This window comes from Streptomyces sp. NPDC002888 (genome assembly GCF_042888465.1).
Taxonomy (GTDB): Bacteria; Actinomycetota; Actinomycetes; order Streptomycetales; family Streptomycetaceae; genus Streptomyces.
This window is the reverse complement of sequence record NZ_JBIAPU010000042.1, coordinates 22,519-41,434: the sequence shown is the minus strand read 5'-3', so window position 1 is coordinate 41,434 and position 18,916 is coordinate 22,519. Positions and strand designations below refer to the sequence as shown.

Sequence of the window (18,916 nt, the reverse complement as noted above, 5' to 3'; positions counted from 1 at the left end):
AGCGCTCGCTCGTCCTACGGCGTCGGTACGGCGCCGATCTGCTGCATCACCCCGAGCAGGTCGGGCTGCCCCCGTTCCCCGATGATCCGGCCGTCGGCCAGATAGTAGAAGTTCATGGCCTGCGCCGAGATCTTGTTGCCACTCGCCGGAATCCCGAAGAATTCGCCGTCGTGGGTGCCTCGCATGGTGAACCGCGCGGCCACCGTGTCACCTTCGGTGATCATCTCCTCCAGCGTCCACCGGACGTCCGGGAAGGCGCTGCGCATCATCCCGATGACTTCCATGTACCCAGCGGGCCCCCGCAATGGTTCCGGGTGGCTTGGTGCATGGAACACCGCATCCGGAGAAATGACCTCGCGAGCAAGGTCCTCGTCGGCGGTATTGATGAACTCGACGAAGCGGTTCATCACTGACTTGGTGGACTGCAGTGGCATCTCGCGCTGCCTCTCAGGAGACGTTGATGGAGGCTTAGAGCCTAACATCGAATCGATGTATGCATCGATTCGATGTGTCTGTGTGACAATGAAGCCATGCTGGAACTAGCGATACTCGGCTTCCTGGCCGAGGGCCCCCTGCGCGGCCATGAGCTGCGCCGCCGCGTCGCACAGCTGACCGGGTACGCCCGGCCGGTGAGCGATGGCACCCTGTACCCCGCGATCAACCGCCTCGCCAGGGCCGGCCTGCTGGAGCGGAGCACCGATCCGGGCGCCGGTGCCGCACGCTATGTGCTGAGCCTGACCGACGACGGGCGGGCCGAGATGCTGGAGCGCCTGCGCAAGCCGGCCGACCATGAGATCACCGACTTCAGCCGGTTCTTCACCATCCTGGCGTTCCTCTCGCTCCTGCCTGACATCGCCGACCAGCACGCGGTGCTGCGCCGTCGACTGGACTTCCTGCAGGCGCCGGCGAGCTTCTTCTACGACGGTGACGAGCCGCTGCGCGCAGAGCAGGTCACCGACCCCTACCGGCGAGGGATGCTCCTCACGGCCCGCGCCACCAGCCGCGCCGAGCGCGCCTGGCTCCGTGACCTCCTCGGCGAGGGCGAGCCGGGGCCCGATGCCGCGCGCACCCGCAACGATCCCCCTACGCTCGAAGAACCCGCGGGCTGACAGGTGATGGAGGTTCCCCGCATGCTTGCCTCCTGGTACGACGCGCAGGGCCCCGCTGACGAGGTGCTGCACGTCGGTGAGCTGCCCGTCCCCCGGCCCGGCCCCGGCGAGGTGCGCGTCCGTGTGACCGTCTCGGGCGTCAACCCCGGTGACACCAAGAAGCGGCGTGGCTGGCTCGGCTCGACGATGCCCTTTCCCCGCGTGATCCCGCACAGTGACGCCGCCGGGGTCGTGGACGCAGTCGGGGAAGGCGTCGATGCGCGCCGTACGGGGGAGCGGGTGTGGGTCTACGGCGCGCAGTCCTACCGGCCGTTCGGCACTGCCGCCCAGTACACCGTCGTCCCCGCCGACCTGGCCGCTGTTCTGCCCGACCACCTTGGCGACGAGCTCGGGGCGAGCCTGGGCATCCCCGGGATCACCGCCCACCGCACTGTCTTCGCCGACGGCCCGGTCGACGGCAAGATCGTCCTGGTGCACGGTGTGCTCGGCGGGGTCGGCTCTCTGGCCGCACAGCTCGCCCGCTGGGCCGGGGCCACCGTGCTCGCCACGGTCCGGCGCGGGAAGGACCTGGACCGCGTCGATGCCGGCGTGGTCTCTCATGCCGTCGCCCTCGACTCCGGCGACCCGGCAGCGGAGATCCGCACGTGTGCGCCGAAGGGAGTCCACCGCATCGTCGAGGTGGCCCTGTCCGACAACGCCGACCTGGACTGCGCCGTCGCCGCAAACGATGCGGTCATTGCCGCCTACGCCACCCGCGCCGACCGGACCGACATTCCCTTCTGGCCACTGTTGTTCAACAACGTCACCCTCCGCCTGCTCGGCAGCGACGACTTCCCCGCCGAGGCCAGACGGCAGGCCGCCCGCGATCTCACGGCCGCGGCCGCCGTCGGCGCCCTCACGGTGGACATCGGCGCCCGTTTCCCGCTGGAGGAGATCGCCCAGGCGCACGACCGCGTCGATGCCGGCGGCCGCGGCCGCACTCTGGTCACCATCCCCCGGTGATACAGCTGGGCCCACGCGACGGACGGCCGTAGCGTTCCGCGGCAGAGGGAACAGGAGCTCCTTCAACCACATCCAGGAAGGCCCGCCCGGCCCGTCGGCCTCGCTCGGCGCAGTGCCCTGTCGGCCGGTGTCAGCCGGCGGCCGTGTCGCGGGCGTCTTCGGCAGCGGCCGGTGCGGAAGCCGGCGCGCCGGTCCAGCTGGCGAGGGCCTCCGCGGAGGGGGAGGCGGGCTCGGGGGTGAGGATGACGAGGGACTGGTCGGGGGTCCCGGCGACGTCCAGGGTCACGAGGTCGAAGGCGAGGTCACCGACGTGGTTCTGTCGGTAGTTGGTGACGTCAGTTGTTGTGAAAGCTGACGGCACCAGGTGATGGCCCAGAGAGATGTTCGCGAATTCTGACGTCACCATCGGGGTTGCGGTGTCAAGCTGGATGTGCTCAGTAAAGGAGCACCCCCGATGCCGCCTGGCCAGTCGAATCGAGTTGTACGCCGCGCTGCGGCGCGACTCCCGCGATGGCATGTCGAACCGGGCGTTGCAGTGCAAGTACGGCGTCACCTGGAGCACGGTCAACAAGGCCCTGACCTCGGCTTGGCCGCAGCCACGCACGACAACCGCTTCGGCGCGGCCGTCGAAGCTGGATCCGTTCACGCTGCTGATCGACGAGATCCTGCTCATTGATCTGGACGCGACCAGGAAACAGCGCCACACCGTCACCCCGGATCTACCGCCGTCTGATCGACGAGCACTCCTCGTCCGAGGCGTTGCGTTGACCACTTGAACCCGCACCGATGAGAGGGCGCAAGCGTCCTGCGAGCAACCGCGCGGTCCGGCCAGGGACTGAGAGTCCGGTGTTTATACCTTGCTCGCGACCACCATGTAGTTCTCGGCCTCAAGATCGAACGTGCTCAGTTCCGTTTGGAGTCCGACCCGGTGCAGCTCGACTTCGAATTCCTCGTACCGGTAGGGCCAGCAGGACAGCAGTTCCGAGCGGACAAGAACCAACCCGGTCGCATCAACTTGCGCGATCGCAATCTCGATGTGGTGCTCCTCCTCCCAATGCGGCGCAATCTCCCAGCGGTAGACCACGACGGCATCGCGACCGTTCCGGCGGACGAGTCGGTCACTGATCTCCAGCCGGGAACCTCTGGCCCTCACGAGTTCCCAAGTGCGGGATGTGAGTACCAAGCGCCCGCCGGGGCGCAGAAGCCGTGACATCGACTCCAGAGCAGCACCCCTGCCTGTCGCGCCCGCGGCATGGTGAAGCGAGTTGCCAACGCAGAACACCATGTCGAACGTGTTGTCCTGGAAATGGTCGGGCAACTCTTCCCAGTTCGCCCGTACGGCCCGGACGGATGCCCCGAACTCCTCAGACAACTCTGCAGTCCGACGAACCATCGCCTCGCTGGCGTCAGTTGCGACAACCTGCATGCCACGACCGGCGAGGCCAACCGCCAACTGTCCGGTTCCGCACGAACAGTCGAGGACGTGAGCGTTCGACGGCAGGAGATTGAGAACGTCGTCGAACGACGCAGCGAACTCGGCTGGAGGCAACTTTGCATCCGAGATGAGCCATTCGTACACCTCGGCAAGCACGTCATAGCCTGTCACAACCACTACCTCCGTCACGCGGCAGACTCACGGTGGGACGTCAGTCCATCAGCGGAGCAAGCCGGGCACCAATGGTTTTCGCAAGGATGGCTCTGACGGTGTTTGTGGGTTGTCAGTTGTCCGTCTGAGTGGATGTCACCGGCTGGTTAGCTGGGAAGTTGCTCGTGAGAAGTAGTGTCACTCGCGGGGTTGCGGTGGCAAGGTGAATGTGCTCAGTGAAGGAGCACCGCCGATGCCGCCTGGTCAGTCGAAGGTCGAGTTGTATGCCGCGCTGCGGCGTGACGCTCGCGAGGGCATGTCGAACCGGGCGCTGGAGCGCAAGTACCGGGTGGGCTGGCGGACTGTTCAGAAGGCGCTGAGTTCGGCGTGGCCGCAACCTCGGGAACCGTACGCGCCTCGCCGTTCCAAGCTGGATCCGTTCAAGCCGGTGATCGACCAGATGCTGCTGGCTGATCTGGATGCGCCGAGGAAGCAGCGTCACACGGTGGTCCGGATCTATCGCCGGTTGATCAACGAGCACGCGATGGACGACGTGTCCTACCAGGTCGTGCGCGCGCCTACGTCGCCAAGCGGAAGCCGGAGATTCGGGTCGAGGCCGGCCGTGGCCCGGCGCAGGTGTTCATCGAGCAGTCGCACCTGGCCGGCGCCGAAGCCGAGGTCGACTTCGGCGAGGTCGCGGTCCGTTTGCGGGGCGAGCTGGTGAAGTGCCATTTGTTCTGCCTGCGGTTGTCGTTCTCCGGGAAGGCGGTGCACCGGGTGTTCGCCTCCGGCGGTCAGGAGGCGTTCTTCGAGGGCCACGAGCACGCTTTCAGAGTGCTGGGCGGCGTGCCGTTCGGCAAGATCCGGTATGACAACCTGAAGGCCGCGGTCGCGTCGGTGCTCGGCTTCACGCGGCGCCGGGTCGAGACCGACCGGTGGACCGCATTTCGGTCCCACTACGGCATCGAGCCGTTCTACTGCACGCCGGGAATCGAGGGCGCCCACGAGAAAGGCGGCGTCGAGGGCCAGATCGGCTGGTTTCGCCGCAACCACTTCGTTCCCGTCCCCGAGATCGACTCGCTGGCGCACTTGAACATACTGATCGACGAGTGGGATCTGGCCGACGAGGCCCGGCGGATCGGGACCCGTCCCCGCACGATCGGCGAGCTGTTCGCCGTCGAACGGCCGTCGTTGAAGCCGTTGCCCGTCGAGACGTTCGAGACCGGCCGCTGGTTCACCCCACGGGTCGACCGGTTCTCCCAGATCACCGTCCGCACCAACCGTTACTCGGTCCCGACCCGGTTCATCGGCCGCCAGGTCCGGGTCTTGCTGCACGCCTCCGAGCTCGTGGTGTTCGACGGCCGCACCGAGATCGCCCAGCACGAACGGCTGCTGACCAAGAGCGGATCACGGCTCGAGCTCGATCACTATCTCGAAGCGCTGCTGCGCAAACCGGGCGCGCTGCCCGGCGCCACGGTCCTCGAACAGGCCCGGGCCGCGGGCCAGTTCACCCCGATCCACGAAGCCTGGTGGACAGCCGCCTGCAACGCCCACGGCGACACCGCCGGCACCCGCGCTCTGATCGAGGTTCTGCTGCTGCACCGGCACATGCAGCACGACCACGTCATCGCCGGCCTGGCCGCCGCGCTCCAGGTCGGAGCGCTCACCGCGGACGCGGCCGCGCTGGAAGCCCGCCGCATCGCCGACAACGACGCACCGACCTCGGCCAAGCCACGACGCCGAGCCACTACCGAGGCAGACCGGGCCGTCGCAGCGACCGTCACCTCGCTGACCCAGCGGCGCCTGGCGCAACTGCCCAAAGACACCCGCCCCATGCCTGACGTGTCGATCTACGACCAGCTGCTTCCCAGCCGGCGAGCCGCCGTGGCCGCCGCTGGGCGCGCGCCGGCCCCGAGACCCACCCAGAAGCCGAGCAGGAAGAAGCCGCCGCCATGAGCCCTCGCCGCCGGATGAGTGAACAAGCCGCCGAAGCCGCCGTCGACCAGGCATGCCGGGTCCTGCGACTGCCCACGATCCGCAACCAGTTTCCCGACCTGGCGGCCAAGGCCGGCAACGACCAGATGTCCTACCTGGTGTTCCTGGCCGAACTGCTGCTGGCCGAGTGCGACGACCGCGCCAGGCGCCGCAACGAACGCCGGATCAAGGGCCACCAGCCGTTCCATGGTGGCCATGGCCATCGTGTGACGGCAGCGGTGCGGATGAACGTGGGGAAACCGCGGCTCGTAGCGCTCGGCGATCCGGCGGCTGGTCCGCTCGAACAGGCTCGACCAGGCGGTGAACGGGCCTCCGTCGGACCGGACGGCCAGCAACATCGACCCGCCGTCCGGCGCCACCAGGCGCCGCCGCTGAGACGGTTTCAGCGAACTCCACTTGACCCACTGCCCGTTGACCCGTCCGCCATGGCTGTCCATCTCGGTCCGAACGCCACCTCCATGCCCTCGACCGTACGAACGGGACACAGCACGGAACACCCGACAAGTGCGTTCGAGGGGTCACCCAACCAGCCTTACGAGACACGACAGTTCAGCGTGAACAACCGCGCCGGGTCATCGTCGCCGACGCCCGCCGCCACGGCGTTGCCGTGCTGCCCGTCGACGTCAACCACTCCCGCGGGCAGCACAGCGTGGAGCAGACCGGACAGGGCTGGGGGGTGCGCCTGGCGTTCACGACGGTCAAGGGCATCAGCGAGGCGGAGACCGCCCGCCTTACGGCCGGCCAGCCCTACACCGGCCTGCAGGATCTGTGGCAGCGTGCCCGCCCGTCCCTGCCGCTCGCGCAGCGCCTGATCTGTATCGGCGCCCTCGATGCCCTCTCCCCCGGTCTGACCCGGCGGGACCTGCTGCTGCAGGCGGTCGAGTTGCACCGGCAGTCCCGCAACCGCACCGCCACCGACGGGCAGCTGCCACTGGGCGGCGAGCTGGTGACCGCGACCCCGAGCGGACTGCCGGAGATGACCAGTCGCGACAAGCTCGGCGCCGAACTCGACACCCTCTCCATTGACGTGAGCCGGCACCTGATGGAGCACCACCACCGGCTGCTGCGCGAGCTCGGCGCGACCGACGCCGCCCACCTGCGCGCCATGGTGCCCGGACAGAAGGTGCTGGTCGCCGGAGTACGGGCCTCCACGCAGACGCCCCCAATCCCGTCCGGCAAGCGCGTCATCTTCTGCACCCTGGAGGACGGCTCGGGCCTGGTCGACATCGCGTTCTTCGAGGACTCCCACGAGAACGTCGCGCACACCGTTTTCCACTCCGGGCTGCTGCTGGTGCGCGGCACCGTCGAGGCCCGCGGCCCGCGCCGCACCGTTGTCGGCGAGATGGCCTGGGACCTGGACGAGGTGGCCGCCGCCCGCCGCGACCACGGCCCCCAGGCCGCCCTCGACCTCCTCGGCCGCACCGGCCCGGCCCCCACCCCCGCACAGCCGGCCACGCCCCAGCGCACGCTCGCCGACGGCACGGCCGGGGCGCGGCTTTACCCCTACGCCGATCTCCAGCCCGCCGGGACCCGCTCCGCGGACCTGCGCCGGCTCGGCCACCGAAGTCAGGGTTCTCCAGGCTGATAGGTGTCTCACGAGACACACCAACGCCCACTCGCGCGAGGGGGCGTACCAGGTTCGGGGGCTGGACCGGTCAGTTCTGGCAGCTGCCTCCACTTGCGGAAGTGTCCTCGACTCTTGGTAGAGGTGGTGGGTGTGCCCGGGCTGTCCGGTCAGGTGTCCTGGCAGGGGGTGTAGAGAGCGGCGGTTGCGGCGACTTTGCGGGCCAGGGCCTGGCGGAGATCTTCGGGGGTGAGGACTTCCGCGTCGGGGCCGAAGGCGAGGAGTGCCTCGGCGGCCACCAGGGAGCGGAAGCGTAGCTCGACCTTCGTCCAGCCCGGCTCGCCCTCGGGTTCGGGGGGCGACTCGGCCGGGGCGGGAGCCGCGAGGTCGGCTTCGTGGATGCGGAGGAACTTGGCCAGGATCTCGTTGCGGACGCGGGCGGTGACGGCGAGCGGGGCGGGGATGTCGTCGATGCGGCGGCGCAGGGTCTGCCACACGTCGGTGAGCTCCTGGCCGTCGCGGAGCCGGGCGGGCTGGTCGAGGACGGAGGCGGACAGGGCACGGTCGGTGCGGAAGAGGCGGGCTTCGCCGTCGTGGTCGGCGACGAGGTACCAGACGCCGGCTTTGTTGACGAGGCCGTAGGGGTCGACGGTGTAGGTGCCCACGCGGTTGTCCCGTCCGTGCCGGTAGCGCAGGCGCAGGCGCCGGTCGGTGAGTGCGGCCTGCTGGAAGGGGGCGAGGTCCGGGGCGGGGTGGTCGGGGCTGGGGGTGCCGCGCCAGCGGACGGGGTCGATGAGGATGCGGCGCTGGCCAGGTCGGCGTCGGGGCGGTGTGGGGCGGGCAGGGCTGCCATGACTTTGCGCAGGGCGGAGCCGAGGGCTTGGCCCAGGCCCAGGCCCAGGCCGAGGTCGGCGTGGGCGCTGTCGGAGAAGAGAACGAACAGGGCCCGGCCGCTCCCGGAAGACGGGCCGCCAGTACACGAGCTGTACTGGGGCCTGGGGGACGCACGGGAGCAGTGCTCCAGGAAAGGGAATACCTGTTATGACCGCCATCACCGGCTCTGCCCAGAAGATTGCCGACGAGTTCGTCCGTGCCTGGCTCGGCGGCGACATCGACAAGGCGATGTCCTTCGTCGCTGAGGACATTGTGTGCGAGGCGCCGAACGGCCGCTTCGAGGGGCTGGACCGATACCGCCAGTTCCTGGAGCCGTTCACCAGCGCCCTCATCAGCAGCAGCGTGATCGGCGTGCTGGCCCCAACCGGTTCATCATCGACGCAGACGTCGCCGGGACCGAGGTCGCCTGCCACTGCCCGACCACCGGCCGCATCGGCGATCTCGTCCTGGACGGCCTGCCCTGTCTGCTCTCCCGCAGTCACAGCTCTGCCCGCAAGACCCCATACACCGTCGAAGCCGTCAGCGTCGATGCGCCCGGCACCCAGGAACCTGCCTGGATCGGCATCAACCAGACCGCCGCCAACCGTTACGTGGAACAGGCCCTGAAGAACAACCTCCTGAGCAAGATCGTCACCGTGAGCTGCGTCCAGCGTGAGAAGACCCTGGGCGGCTCCCGCCTCGACTTTCTCGTCAACGACGACACCTACATCGAGGTGAAGACGCCCCTGGACCATCTCCAGGTGCCCCTCGGCGACCATGTGCGCACCCGGCCCCGCCCGCCGCTCGCTTCCACCGATCGGCTGGTGAGGCACATCGGCGAACTCGGCGACAGTCTCGAAGCACACGAACGCGCGGTCCTGCTGGTCTGCTTCCTCTACGACAATCCCGGCTTCCAGGTCCGCCGTAGCAGCCGCCATGAAGAGGTCAAGGCCCAAGTCGCCCAGGCCGTGCAGCGCGGCGTCGAAATCTGGCAGGTCAACCTCCGACTCGACGCGGTCGGCGTCCGCGTCGGCCGCCACTTCGAACTCACCCCCCAGTTCCTCGCCTGAGGAGCCGACCGCCGTAGCACCGGACTGCGCGAGGGCGACCGCTCACCCGGCCCCGCCATACCCCACACACCAGCAGAACTCTTCCCCTTACATGACACAACGTGTCATATAAGCCGCCAAAGATGTAGGCAGACGGCCGGTCGAGCTCGACCGGCCGCGCCACCGAACACGAGGAAAACGCACCCCATGACCACCACCGCCCCCACCACCGCACGCGACGTCGCACTCGCCTGGCTCGACGCGCGTGTCGCCCACAACCTGGACGCAGTCGTCGACCACGCCGCCGACGACATCGTCTACGACGCGCCCGGCATCCGCCTGACCGGCAAGGACGCCTTCCGCGAGGCCGAGGCCGTGTTCCTGCCGATGATCACCGGCGTCACGGTGATCAGCGCGTTCGGCGACGACACGTCCGCGCTGCTGATGTACAGCGTCGACACCGCGCCCGTGCCCGCGAACACCACCGGCGCCCACCTCACCGTCACCGACGGCAAGATCAGCGCGCTGCGGGTCGTGTACGACCAGACGCCGTTCGCCGCCCTGCAAGGCGGCACCGGCCGGTAACCCCGCTGGCGGGTGACACCACCACCGCCGACCACCACCCATGGCCCGGGCTCCCGGGGCACCGTCGGTCGACAGGCACCAGCCACCCCAATGCCGCAGCACCGCACCATCCCGTCCCTCAGGACGGGTCTTCTTCAAGGAACACGTCTCATGCGCAGGATTCAGTACCACCGCTACGGCGGCCCCGACACGATGCGGCTGGAGGACTTCGTCCTGTCCTCGCCGAAGGAAGGCGAGGTCGCGGTCACGGTTGCCGCGGCCGCGGTCAACCCAATCGACTGGAAGGTCCGGCAGGGTGCGCTGAAGATGATGACCGGCCGGTCGTTCCCCCGAGCGATGGGCTCGGACTTCGCCGGCACCGTCACCGCGACCGGCCCCGGCGTCACCGCCGTCAAGCCCGGCGACCAGGTGTATGGGATCGCTCCGCTGGGGCCCAGCGGGGCCTTCGCCCAAGCGGTCATCGTCCCCGCCTCCCACCTCGCCCTCAAACCCGCCGGTCTGTCCTTCGAACAGGCCGCTGCTCTCGCCACCCCGGCGGTCATGGCCCAGGCCGGACTCATCGACCGCGCCCGCCTGCGCGCCGGGCAGCGGGTCTTCGTCAACGGGGCCACCGGCGGCGTCGGCGAAGCCGTCGTCCAGCTCACCAAGGCCCTCGGCGCCACCGTCACCGGCACCAGCGGCCCCACCTCGACGGACCGCGCCCGCGCTCTCGGCGTCGGCCGGGTCTACGACTACACCACCACCGACCCGGCCGACCAGGCAGAACTCCAAGGCACGTTCGACGTCGTCTACGACACCAGCGGCTCTCTCCCCGTCCGGACCGCGATGCGGCTGCTGAACAAGACCGGCCTCTACCTCGACATCAACGCCACCCCCGCCAAGTTCGCGCACGCCGTCCTCGCCCGCCGCCACAAGATCTTCTTCTGCAAGCCCAACACCCGGACCCTCACCGAGGCCGCCGCCCGGGCTGACGCCGGGGACATCCGCATGTCCATCGGCGAAACCGTCCCCCTGGACACCGCCACCACCCTGATTACCGACCTGGAGAAGGGCCGCAAGATCAACGGCAAGGGCCTGATCCTCATGACCCCAGGCACCTGACCGGTCCGACAGCGCCCCGACCGCCAAGGCGACCAGCCCTCCACCCGCTCCCGCGCACCTGCCTCCATCTGGCGACGCATCAGTGGCGCCCCCCGATCCAGCCGGCGCCGGGCTGCTCGAACGCGCCCGTGCGGCCCGGCATCCGCTCAGGGCGTCATTGCACCCACTCCGACAAGGAAACCATCATGATCACCATCACTGCAGCGACCGGACACTACGGCCGCCTCGTCGTCGACGAACTGCTCAAGCGGGGGGTGCCCGCGAGCGGCATCGTCGCGGCTGTCCGCGACCCCGCCAAGGCCGCCGACCTGGCCGAGCGGGGCGTACAGGTCCGCGAAGCCGACTACGACCGGCCCGAGACCCTGGTACCCGCCTTCGCGGGTACTACCACGCTGCTGCTCGTCCCGGGCGCCGTGTTCGGGCAGCGACACCCGCAGATCCAGCGAGCGATCGCTGCCGCCGTCGAAGCACGCGTCGGCATGGTCGCCTACGCGAGCTTCGTCAACACCGGCACCAGCACCCTCCGGCTCGGCGAGGAGCACAAGCAGACCGAGCAGGAACTGCGCTCCTCTGGCCTGCCGCATGTCCTGCTCCGCAACGGCGCCTATGTCGAGATGTACACCACCACCCTCGGCCCCGCCCTGGAACACGGCGCCATCATCGGCTCCTTCGGCGACGGAAAGATCTCCGGGGCCACGCGCGCGGACCTCGCCGCGGCCGCCGCCGTCGTCCTCCTGGCCGGCGACGACCAGGCGGGAAAGGTCTACGAGCTCGGCGGAACCGCGTTCACCATGTCCGATCTGGCCGCCGAAGTCTCCCGTCAGACCGGCAAGCCAGTCACCTACCAGGACATGCCGGTCGACCAGTACGCCAAAGCCCTGACCGGAGCCGGCCTGCCCGCCGGGTTCGCCGATCTACTCGCCGACACCAGCCTCGCGGCCACCCGAGGCGACTGGTACACCGACAGCACCGACCTGCCCCAGCTCATCGGCCGCCCATCCACCACCCTGGCCGCCGCCGTCGCCGATGCCCTCAAGGCCGGCCCCACCAAGACCTTCGACCCGCGCGGCTGACCGCACCAATGAAGGGTGCCGTCAGCGAGCCCGGCAGCAAAGCTCTTCCCCCCGAGGCGTTGAGGTCCGACGTGTCATCTCCCGCGACGGAGCGGTCCGACGCGGCCCGAAACCGGATCCGGCTTCTGCACGCGGCCACTCGACTGATTGCTGAACGAGGGGCCCAGCATGTGACCATGCAGGCCATCGCACAAGGAGCCGGTGTCGGGAAGGCCACCCTCTTCAGGCGGTTCGGCGACCGCAACGGTCTGCTCCTGGTCCTCTTGGGGGAGGCAGAGGCCCAGTTCAGACAGTCCTACACCACGGGCCCGCCTCCGTTGGGACCAGGCGCACCCGCCGCTTACAGGCTGACAGCCTTCGGCTGCGCCCTGATCGACCGCACAGCAGCCGATTCCGACCTGGGCACCATCTTGGGCCGCCACCTCCCCTCGAGTGCCGCTATGCATCCGGTACTTGGCAGGCGTTCCACCGTCATGTCGCCTCACTGCTGCACCAGGCAGGAGTAGACGGGGATTGCGACATGCTCGCTCACGCCCTGCTCGGCTTCCTGAACATCGAGCTGTCGGACTACCTGCGCCGCGCGTGTTCCGTATCGGCCGGCCGCCTGCAGAGCGCCTGGGTGGACCTCGTGCAGCGCGTAGTCGGGGGTGAGTCACAGTGAACGCGCCACGACGGACTCGCAGACCGGGTGATACGTACGGGCTGGCCGGTGAACAGCACGGGTGCTGACCCGGTCCAGAGCTGCACACGAAACGGGACGGGGGTGTCGGGAAACCTCTGGAGGAGCCGTCTCGATGTCGCTTTTCCGGGCTCTGCGCGCCCAGCTGCACGGGCGCAGAGGAGGCCGACGTTGGGCTGACGTGGCCTGCCTTTCCCGTCTTTCACATCCGCTCACTCTGGCGGGCGAGAGGCAGTGGGACGACCACGCCGGAGCGGTTGGTGAGTGGTCCGCGGAGAGCGGCGTTCTCGGCTAGGCCGTGTCTCGGAACTCGAACCCGGTCAGCCGACCGCTGGCGCGGGCATCGACATCAGCCGGCGGTCGTAGGGGACGGTCCGCACCCGACATCGCGCCGCAGCACCCTCACCGATATCCATGGCCCCGAGGCGTCCGGATGCTACTTTCGACAGGTGGCCCGATATCAACCCATTTCACTTGGTTCACAGATCGCGGGCTACCAGGTGGAGCGTGAGATCGGCCGCGGCGGAACGGGCGTCGTCTACCTCGCGACAGATTTGCGGCTGGGCCGTGCCGTGGCCCTGAAAGTACTCCCTCCCGAACAGACTCACAGCGACGCTGTCCGTCGCACTTTTCTCCATGAGTCGCGCGTGGCCGCTGCGATGGATCATCCGCACATTGTTCCGATCTTCGCGTCGGGAGAGTTTAACGGTGTCCTGTACATCGCCATGCACTACGTTTCCGGGCCGGACTTGGGGACTCTCCTGGACCGGGACGGTCCCCTGCCGTTGACAGATGCGTTGCTCATCGCCGCTCAGGTGGCGTCGGCGCTCGATGCCGCGCACGAGCACCATCTCGTACACGGGGATGTGAAGCCCGGCAACATCCTCGTGGCCACGGGCGGTGTCGGTGACGTTCCCTATGCGTATCTCACGGACTTCGGAATGGCGAAATCAGCGCTGGCCGCGTCCCCCAACCCGGAGGTCAACATCGGCATCTTTGAAGAGGTCAACATCGGCACTTTTGAATACGTGACCCCCGAGAAGCTCGAAGGCCACCCTGTGGACGGTCGGGGCGATCTTTACAGCCTCGCGTGCGTCGTTTATGAGGCCCTTGTGGGTGAGCCGGCATTCCATGGGGGTGCATTGGAGCTGATGCATCAGCACCTATCCGCCCCGCCGCCGGAGCTCTCCGGGAAACGGCCGGGGCTCGCGCCGGCCGTCGACAGGGTGATGGCGAAGGCGATGGCCAAGGCCCCTGAGGATCGCTACGGCTCATGCCGCGATTTCGTAGCGGATTTGGGTTACGCCGCAGGCGGCCGGGTGCGCTGAAACGATGCCTCGGAGACGCTGGTGGCCGCGCCGATGGAGGCATACGAGCGGTCGGTACGCGCCGGACCTGTGGCCCGTGTGGATCGTGGCCGGTCTGGCTGTGGTCGTGGTCTGGGGCGCCGGCGTCGTGGCGTACTGGCTCGTCCGTCGGCTGGCGGAACCCACGGAGACCCTCGGCGTTCCCGACGGCATCAGGCTCAGCATCGCCATCCTGACGGTGTTCGGCGCGGTGCTCGCCGGTGTGTACGCCTACCGCAAGCAGCGCATCGCTGAAGGGGATGCCCACCGGGCGGACGCGACCCAGTTCGCCGAGCGCTACAGCACGGCGGCCGACCAACTCGGCCATGAAGGACCGGCCGTACGCCTCGCCGGCGTATACGCGATGGCCCGGCTGGCCGACGACTGGGTGGAGCAACGTCAGGTCTGCGTGGACGTTCTGTGCGCCTATCTGCGCATGCCCTATGAATGTAATCCGGAGTCCGATCAGTACACGAAGGGAGAACGGGAGGTACGGCAGACGATCATCCAGGTCATCCGCGATCACCTCCGGGAGTCACGAGAGGAGTTTTCCTGGTCGACCTGCGCACTTGATTTCACCCGCGCGACCTTCGACGGAGGCGACTTTTCCGGCTGCCGGTTTCGTGGCAGTGTCTCCTTTGCCGACGCCGACTTCGTCGGTGACCTGATCAGCTTCGACGAAGCCGGATTCCTCGACGGCGCGGTCACCTTCCATGGCGCGCGATTCGGCGCTGGCACGGTCTCGTTCAACGACGCGCAATTCCAGGGCGGTACGGTCAGCTTCGACGAGGCGCGGTTCAGTGGCAGCGCGCTCTCCTTCTGCGGCGCGCTGCTTGGTCCCGGGGGCATCACGTTTCGCCATGCGAGTTTCAGCGGCGGGACGCTCGCCTTGGACGAAGCACGGTTCAGTGGCGGCACGGTCGGCTTCGACTACGCGCAGTTCGGCAACGCCACGGTCACCTTCACCCGGGCGCGACTTGAGGACGGTTCGCTCGCCTTCCGCCGCGTACGGTTCACCGGAGGCACGCTGAGTTTCGACCACGGACGCTTCACCGGCGGTGCCGTCGCCCTCGATGACGCGGAGTTCACGGGCGGTACGGTGAGCTTCTACGCGGCGCGGTTCGACGGTGGAAACGTCACGTTCGACTATGGGCAGTTCACCGACAGCACGGTCACCTTCCACCACGGGCGGTTCAACGGAGGCACCGTCTCGCTCGGCCACGCCAGGTTCATTGGCGGCATGGTCTCCTTCGTCCGTGCTCAGGTGAACGGGGGCCGGGTCGCCTTCGACGACGCACAGTTCAGCGGCGCCAACGTCCGATGGGGGCGCCTCCGGCCGCCCGAGGGCGGGACGCGCTGAACTCGGCCCGATTTTGCGAGCAAGTGCCGTCGGATCCTGCACTCACTGATAAAGCCATCAGGTGCTGGGCCCAGGCGGGCGAGGGCTCGGTGTAGCCCTGGGTGGTGGTGTTCGCGAGCGCCCGGGTGGCGACGTTGTTGAGCTGCATACCGACGGCGATTTCCGAGCCGGGGAACTCCCGGGTGAGCATCGCCATGGTGCAGCGGAACATGTGCGGGGCCAGCTTCTGCTCGGGGATCTGTGGAAGCCCGGTGACGTGACAGTTGTTGTTGGCGTGCCTGACGAAGCAGTGATCGCGTCGCTGCTGTCGAAGTGGTTGATGGTCGACTTGGCCTGCCGGGGCCGCCTCGTGCACGCTCCACTGCTTCATCCGCTTCCACGCCCGCCAGCGGATGCGGTCCCAGCCCGAGCCGGTGAGCATCCGGCCGCCCTGATGAACAGCGCCAGCGGGTCCAGGCCACCGCCCGTCTCCAGCATGGTGATCCGCCGCAGGCCCGGCTTCATGTCCTTGATCACCCGGGTGATCGTGACGCCCTCCAGGACCCCGCGGACCCGGGTGCCGTCCCCTTCGATCCGCTGGACCACGAACAGGTCGCGCACCTGGCGCCGCAGCGTGCGCCGCGCTGTCGCCACGATCCTCGGCCGCTCCAGCAGCAGACAGGGGTCCAGCAGTTCCATCGCGTCTAGGGGCACGTAGACCGACCGCGGCCGCCCGTACTTCGCACACGCCACCAGGTCGACCTCCGCGACCGCGAGTCGGCGGCCGCCGGCTAGGCCGAGCTCGGGCAGCAGCAGGGTCGACCACTCCTGGATCCGCATCCCCGTCAGCAGTGCCAGCTCCAATGCCGAGCGGTTGCGGTGCGGCCGCCATCCCCGGAAGCCCAAGTCCAGGGCGCCGCCCGGCTCCAGTCCGCCGAATCCGACGTCCCGGAAGAAGAGGTACTGATCAAGCTCCATGTGCCGGACCCGCAGATCCCGGCTCACCCCGCTGCCCAGGGACTCTCTGCGTCCCGTCGCGCGCCGGGGCCGCCCGCTCACGTAACCGACCTGGGCCAGGTAGTCGTAGAGCCCGCCGATCGCGGCGGCGCCCCGATCTCAGGTGGCCTCCTCGGCGGTCTCCTCGGCGTCCGCCCGCCGCCACTGCCTGAAATCCAGCACATCCGCCTCGGTGGCCAGCCTCAGATCCAGGCCTCGCGCCATGAGGAAGTGGAGCAGCATCAGGACGGTTAGGCCGTGTTTTAGGTAGCGGGTGACTCTTGGGCGGATAGTTCTTCGGCCAGTTCCATACAGCGCAGGCGGGCTGGGGAGAAGTCGTAGGGCATCTTGCCGGTGGCCTCGAACGCGCTCATGGAGTCAGCCTCCCGCCTGCCAGAGCTGAGGTCGGCCTCGTCCTCGCCGTCATCGGCGGTAGCAGGGTGCAAAGTTTCCCAGGCGTCGAAGAGGGCATCGTCGTCCTTCCCTAGGCCGGACTCCTCGATGACGGCCTGCAGGGCACTTTCGAAGGCGTGCCGCTCGACGGCCACCTGAGCCACCCGTGGATCATCGACGGCGACGCTGTCATCGAGTGCCTCCTCGGCGTCATCGATGCGGTCGGAGTCCTCCCGCAGAGCGGGATGCGTGGCCAGGACGACGAAGCGGCTGGTCTGGACGGCCGCGCCGAGCGGGCCGAAGATCCGCTCAGTGACCAGCAGACTGTCCAGGTCCGCCTGACGCAGGGAGCCCTCAGGCAGGCTCTTGAGACGGTCGGTGACGAACTCGGAGAGCAGGCCCATCCGGCTGCCTTCGGTGCGCATCCGCTGCACGGCGGTCCGCTGCCGACGCAATTCCGCCTCCTGCTCGGCGAGGGTTTCCTCCAACCGCTCCAGGATGCCCGCGATACCGTCTCCGCTGTCCGCACCGGCGGAAGCCGTGCCGGTGGTAAAGGCGTCACGGATGTCGTCCAGGGCGATCCCGGCGTCGGCCATCTTGCGAATCCACAGCAAGCGGATCATGTCCTCGTACCCGTAGCGGCGGCGGTCATCGCCGCCCCGCTCAGGCTCGGGGAGCAGGCCGATCTCGTGGTAATGGCGAATCGCCCGTGGCGTGCTGCCGGCGAAGGCCGCCGCGTCACCGATCTTGACCTGGCGGGGTGGCATGAAAGACGAATGCATGAGCAGGGACCTTTCCTCAAGGGATCGGGAGGTAAGTCCACCGGACCACATGCCGCTACGGAAGGTGCAACCCCATACACACCGCCCCGCGCCAATGCCAGGAAACGCGCCCTTCCTCCGTAATGACCGCAGGGCCGTCCTTTCCTGCCGGGGCATCCGCACGACGGCAGACTGAGGGTTCACAGCCACTGATGAATCGCCGCGACCTGAACCGTCGCCTCGAACCGAACCGCAAGTTTGTCGAACCGGGTTGCCACGGCCCGGTGCTGCTTGAGACGGCTGATCCCGCATTCGACCGCATGCCGGGCCTTGTCGTCCTCGCGGTCGAAGAAGGGCGGACGGCCACCGCCACGTCCGCGGCGCCTGCGGTTGCGGACCTGATCGACCCCGGCTCAGGAATCGTGCACCTGATGCCACGTCTGCGCAGGTAGGCGCGATTCGCGCGTGAAGAGTACGCCTTATCGCCTCGCACCCGCAGCGGGCGGCTTCTCGGCCGGCCGACACCAGGCCGGGGCACCCCGATCGCGTTCAGGACCGGCTCGAACTGCGGACTGTCACCGCGCTGCCCGGCGGTGATCAGCAGCGACAACGGCTTCTGTCCCTGCTCACACGCCAGATGAACCTTCGTGGTGAACCCGCCTCGCGACCTGTCCAGTCCATGGTCTTCAGGTTTGGCGCTCACTCCGCCCGGCGGTTCCTTCTGCACAGCACCGCGCCGGCGGGCACCGGCAGCATGCTGGTGTGCCCGGCAGATGGTGGAGTCGACATTGACCTCCCAGAAGATCAGCCCGGCCGCATCAGCCCTCGCCTGCAACAACGTCAACAGCCGGGCCCACACACCCCGACGCTGCCATCTCCGGAACAGTCCATACACCGTCTGCCACGGTCCGTACTCGAACGGCAGGTCCCGCCTTGGAACTCCGGTCCGAACCCGCCACCGCACACCGTCCACCAGCCGCCGACAGCCAGGCCACCTGCGACTTATGCCCACCGCAGGCAGCAACGACTCCAGCACCGACCACTGCTCATCAGAAAGATCCCCTCGCCCCACATCTTGATCATCACAGTGCAGGACGCGCACAGGAATCCGAACCTAAAACACGGCCTAGGCGTATGCCCGCATCGTCTTCACATGTCGAGCGCACCACCCGGGATGCCGGCCAGCCCGGTGTTCGGCTGCGGATGTACACCGGTCTGCGGCAGGTCCTCGAGGAGGCCTCGCCGCCGGAGCCGGCGCCAGCGGTCACGTAGACAGGCGGGTCCGCCACCACGGGGGGAGTCGCGGACCCGCCTGCGTCCACGCTGCCACACCCGTCCCCGGCGTGCGTGGTCCGTGGGTGAAGTCTCCGCACGAGAGGCGGCTTCGGCCGAGCGGAGCGTTCTTAGGCGCGAGCCCACAGCAGAGCGAGACGGCGTCCGCGCACGCGTGGTATCCATTCCAGACG

At 68.4% G+C, this 18,916-nt stretch carries 21 protein-coding genes and 4 pseudogenes; 16 read left to right on the top strand and 9 right to left on the bottom strand.

Annotation, left to right across the window (positions count from 1 at the left end; all coding sequences use genetic code 11):
• Positions 1-14: 14 nt before the first annotated feature.
• Entirely contained in the window at positions 15-407 is a 393-nt protein-coding gene (locus tag ACFYWX_RS43820) for an ester cyclase (RefSeq protein WP_389430977.1), read from the bottom strand.
• A 123-nt stretch (positions 408-530) separates the two neighbouring features.
• Here ACFYWX_RS43820 and ACFYWX_RS43815 point away from each other — a divergent pair, with 123 nt between their 5' ends.
• The gene (locus ACFYWX_RS43815; protein WP_389430940.1) at positions 531-1,109 is read left to right on the top strand and encodes a PadR family transcriptional regulator; all 579 of its coding nucleotides are present in this window, start codon (positions 531-533) and stop codon (positions 1,107-1,109) included.
• Positions 1,110-1,130: 21 nt separating this feature from the next.
• On the top strand, positions 1,131-2,111 hold the full coding sequence (locus ACFYWX_RS43810; protein ID WP_389430939.1) for an NADPH:quinone reductase: 981 nt from the start codon (positions 1,131-1,133) through the stop codon (positions 2,109-2,111).
• A gap of 130 nt (positions 2,112-2,241) precedes the next feature.
• Here the strand turns inward: ACFYWX_RS43810 and ACFYWX_RS43805 are convergent, their stop codons facing one another.
• A complete protein-coding gene (locus ACFYWX_RS43805; RefSeq protein WP_389430938.1) occupies positions 2,242-2,517 on the bottom strand; it encodes a hypothetical protein in 276 nt (91 codons plus the stop codon).
• A 73-nt stretch (positions 2,518-2,590) separates the two neighbouring features.
• Between ACFYWX_RS43805 and ACFYWX_RS43800 the strand changes: the two genes are divergently transcribed.
• A complete protein-coding gene (locus tag ACFYWX_RS43800; protein WP_306959384.1) occupies positions 2,591-2,887 on the top strand; it encodes a hypothetical protein in 297 nt (98 codons plus the stop codon).
• Between the two features lie 74 nt (positions 2,888-2,961).
• Here ACFYWX_RS43800 and ACFYWX_RS43795 read toward each other — a convergent pair whose 3' ends face one another.
• Entirely contained in the window at positions 2,962-3,717 is a 756-nt protein-coding gene (locus tag ACFYWX_RS43795; protein ID WP_389430976.1) for a class I SAM-dependent methyltransferase, read from the bottom strand.
• Positions 3,718-3,949: 232 nt separating this feature from the next.
• Between ACFYWX_RS43795 and istA the strand changes: the two are divergent.
• The 3 pseudogenes from istA to ACFYWX_RS43780 form a co-directional block, all read left to right on the top strand.
• Positions 3,950-5,652, top strand: a pseudogene (istA, locus tag ACFYWX_RS43790) (IS21 family transposase).
• Positions 5,649-5,861 (top strand): annotated as a pseudogene (locus tag ACFYWX_RS43785) (AAA family ATPase); the annotation flags it as partial. The pseudogenes istA and ACFYWX_RS43785, both read left to right, overlap by 4 nt.
• Positions 5,862-6,256: 395 nt before the next feature.
• Positions 6,257-7,276, top strand: a pseudogene (locus tag ACFYWX_RS43780) (DNA polymerase III subunit alpha); the annotation flags it as partial.
• A 149-nt stretch (positions 7,277-7,425) separates the two neighbouring features.
• Here the strand turns inward: ACFYWX_RS43780 and ACFYWX_RS43775 are convergent.
• The gene (locus tag ACFYWX_RS43775; RefSeq protein WP_389430936.1) at positions 7,426-8,307 is read right to left on the bottom strand and encodes a helix-turn-helix transcriptional regulator; all 882 of its coding nucleotides are present in this window, start codon (positions 8,305-8,307) and stop codon (positions 7,426-7,428) included.
• Here ACFYWX_RS43775 and ACFYWX_RS43770 point away from each other — a divergent pair.
• The 9 genes and pseudogenes from ACFYWX_RS43770 to ACFYWX_RS43730 all read left to right on the top strand — a co-directional run.
• Positions 8,297-8,416, top strand: a pseudogene (locus ACFYWX_RS43770) (nuclear transport factor 2 family protein); the annotation flags it as partial. The gene ACFYWX_RS43775 and the pseudogene ACFYWX_RS43770 sit on opposite strands and share 11 nt — an antisense overlap.
• A complete protein-coding gene (locus ACFYWX_RS43765; protein ID WP_389430935.1) occupies positions 8,404-9,198 on the top strand; it encodes a DNA/RNA nuclease SfsA in 795 nt (264 codons plus the stop codon). The pseudogene ACFYWX_RS43770 and the gene ACFYWX_RS43765, both read left to right, overlap by 13 nt.
• Before the next feature lie 186 nt (positions 9,199-9,384).
• Positions 9,385-9,762, top strand: coding sequence for a nuclear transport factor 2 family protein (locus ACFYWX_RS43760; protein ID WP_389430934.1), 378 nt, complete (start codon positions 9,385-9,387; stop codon positions 9,760-9,762).
• Between the two features lie 150 nt (positions 9,763-9,912).
• Positions 9,913-10,863, top strand: a complete 951-nt coding sequence (locus ACFYWX_RS43755; RefSeq protein WP_389430933.1) for an NAD(P)-dependent alcohol dehydrogenase — start codon at positions 9,913-9,915, stop codon at positions 10,861-10,863.
• Between the two features lie 185 nt (positions 10,864-11,048).
• On the top strand, positions 11,049-11,936 hold the full coding sequence (locus tag ACFYWX_RS43750) for an NmrA family NAD(P)-binding protein (RefSeq protein WP_389430932.1): 888 nt from the start codon (positions 11,049-11,051) through the stop codon (positions 11,934-11,936).
• 8 nt (positions 11,937-11,944) lie between these two features.
• The gene (locus ACFYWX_RS43745) at positions 11,945-12,442 is read left to right on the top strand and encodes a TetR/AcrR family transcriptional regulator (protein WP_389430931.1); all 498 of its coding nucleotides are present in this window, start codon (positions 11,945-11,947) and stop codon (positions 12,440-12,442) included.
• A gap of 14 nt (positions 12,443-12,456) precedes the next feature.
• The gene (locus ACFYWX_RS43740) at positions 12,457-12,597 is read left to right on the top strand and encodes a hypothetical protein (RefSeq protein WP_389430930.1); all 141 of its coding nucleotides are present in this window, start codon (positions 12,457-12,459) and stop codon (positions 12,595-12,597) included.
• 467 nt (positions 12,598-13,064) lie between these two features.
• Complete coding sequence (locus ACFYWX_RS43735; RefSeq protein WP_389430929.1) at positions 13,065-13,943, top strand: serine/threonine-protein kinase; 879 nt, start codon at positions 13,065-13,067, stop codon at positions 13,941-13,943.
• A 217-nt stretch (positions 13,944-14,160) separates the two neighbouring features.
• Positions 14,161-15,321, top strand: coding sequence for a pentapeptide repeat-containing protein (locus ACFYWX_RS43730; protein ID WP_389430928.1), 1,161 nt, complete (start codon positions 14,161-14,163; stop codon positions 15,319-15,321).
• Here ACFYWX_RS43730 and ACFYWX_RS43725 read toward each other — a convergent pair.
• The 5 genes from ACFYWX_RS43725 to ACFYWX_RS43705 form a co-directional block, all read right to left on the bottom strand.
• Positions 15,263-15,691, bottom strand: a complete 429-nt coding sequence (locus ACFYWX_RS43725; RefSeq protein WP_389430927.1) for a hypothetical protein — start codon at positions 15,689-15,691, stop codon at positions 15,263-15,265. The genes ACFYWX_RS43730 and ACFYWX_RS43725 overlap by 59 nt on opposite strands.
• Positions 15,688-16,278 carry a hypothetical protein gene (locus ACFYWX_RS43720; protein WP_389430926.1) on the bottom strand — a complete coding sequence of 197 codons (591 nt, stop codon included), beginning with the start codon at positions 16,276-16,278 and terminating at the stop codon, positions 15,688-15,690. Before ACFYWX_RS43720 ends, ACFYWX_RS43725 begins: the two co-directional genes overlap by 4 nt.
• A 138-nt stretch (positions 16,279-16,416) precedes the next feature.
• The gene (locus tag ACFYWX_RS43715; RefSeq protein ID WP_389430925.1) at positions 16,417-16,539 is read right to left on the bottom strand and encodes a hypothetical protein; all 123 of its coding nucleotides are present in this window, start codon (positions 16,537-16,539) and stop codon (positions 16,417-16,419) included.
• A gap of 20 nt (positions 16,540-16,559) precedes the next feature.
• Entirely contained in the window at positions 16,560-17,471 is a 912-nt protein-coding gene (locus ACFYWX_RS43710) for a MerR family transcriptional regulator (RefSeq protein ID WP_389430975.1), read from the bottom strand.
• A gap of 179 nt (positions 17,472-17,650) precedes the next feature.
• A protein-coding gene (locus ACFYWX_RS43705) for an IS5 family transposase (protein ID WP_389430973.1) occupies positions 17,651-18,522 on the bottom strand; the annotation gives its coding sequence in 2 pieces (ribosomal slippage) (positions 17,651-17,857 and positions 17,860-18,522; 870 coding nt in all).
• Positions 18,523-18,584: 62 nt separating this feature from the next.
• Between ACFYWX_RS43705 and ACFYWX_RS43700 the strand changes: the two genes are divergently transcribed.
• The gene (locus tag ACFYWX_RS43700) at positions 18,585-18,722 is read left to right on the top strand and encodes a DUF6207 family protein (RefSeq protein WP_389430923.1); all 138 of its coding nucleotides are present in this window, start codon (positions 18,585-18,587) and stop codon (positions 18,720-18,722) included.
• Positions 18,723-18,916 lie beyond the last annotated feature (194 nt).

What these genes read in the sequence shown, in the direction of transcription:
- ACFYWX_RS43715 (WP_389430925.1), bottom strand. Translation starts at nt 16,539, where the DNA reads ATGCTGCTCCACTTCCTCATGGCGCGAGGCCTGGATCTGAGGCTGGCC.
- ACFYWX_RS43740 (WP_389430930.1), top strand. Translation starts at nt 12,457, where the DNA reads ATGCTCGCTCACGCCCTGCTCGGCTTCCTGAACATCGAGCTGTCGGAC.
- ACFYWX_RS43750 (WP_389430932.1), top strand. Translation starts at nt 11,049, where the DNA reads ATGATCACCATCACTGCAGCGACCGGACACTACGGCCGCCTCGTCGTC.
- ACFYWX_RS43820 (WP_389430977.1), bottom strand. Translation starts at nt 407, where the DNA reads ATGAACCGCTTCGTCGAGTTCATCAATACCGCCGACGAGGACCTTGCT.
- ACFYWX_RS43745 (WP_389430931.1), top strand. Translation starts at nt 11,945, where the DNA reads ATGAAGGGTGCCGTCAGCGAGCCCGGCAGCAAAGCTCTTCCCCCCGAG.
- ACFYWX_RS43805 (WP_389430938.1), bottom strand. Translation starts at nt 2,517, where the DNA reads ATGGTGACGTCAGAATTCGCGAACATCTCTCTGGGCCATCACCTGGTG.
- ACFYWX_RS43760 (WP_389430934.1), top strand. Translation starts at nt 9,385, where the DNA reads ATGACCACCACCGCCCCCACCACCGCACGCGACGTCGCACTCGCCTGG.
- ACFYWX_RS43725 (WP_389430927.1), bottom strand. Translation starts at nt 15,691, where the DNA reads ATGAAGCAGTGGAGCGTGCACGAGGCGGCCCCGGCAGGCCAAGTCGAC.
- ACFYWX_RS43815 (WP_389430940.1), top strand. Translation starts at nt 531, where the DNA reads ATGCTGGAACTAGCGATACTCGGCTTCCTGGCCGAGGGCCCCCTGCGC.
- ACFYWX_RS43810 (WP_389430939.1), top strand. Translation starts at nt 1,131, where the DNA reads ATGCTTGCCTCCTGGTACGACGCGCAGGGCCCCGCTGACGAGGTGCTG.
- ACFYWX_RS43700 (WP_389430923.1), top strand. Translation starts at nt 18,585, where the DNA reads ATGCCCGCATCGTCTTCACATGTCGAGCGCACCACCCGGGATGCCGGC.
- ACFYWX_RS43710 (WP_389430975.1), bottom strand. Translation starts at nt 17,471, where the DNA reads ATGCATTCGTCTTTCATGCCACCCCGCCAGGTCAAGATCGGTGACGCG.
- ACFYWX_RS43720 (WP_389430926.1), bottom strand. Translation starts at nt 16,278, where the DNA reads ATGGAGCTTGATCAGTACCTCTTCTTCCGGGACGTCGGATTCGGCGGA.
- ACFYWX_RS43755 (WP_389430933.1), top strand. Translation starts at nt 9,913, where the DNA reads ATGCGCAGGATTCAGTACCACCGCTACGGCGGCCCCGACACGATGCGG.
- ACFYWX_RS43775 (WP_389430936.1), bottom strand. Translation starts at nt 8,307, where the DNA reads ATGGCGGTCATAACAGGTATTCCCTTTCCTGGAGCACTGCTCCCGTGC.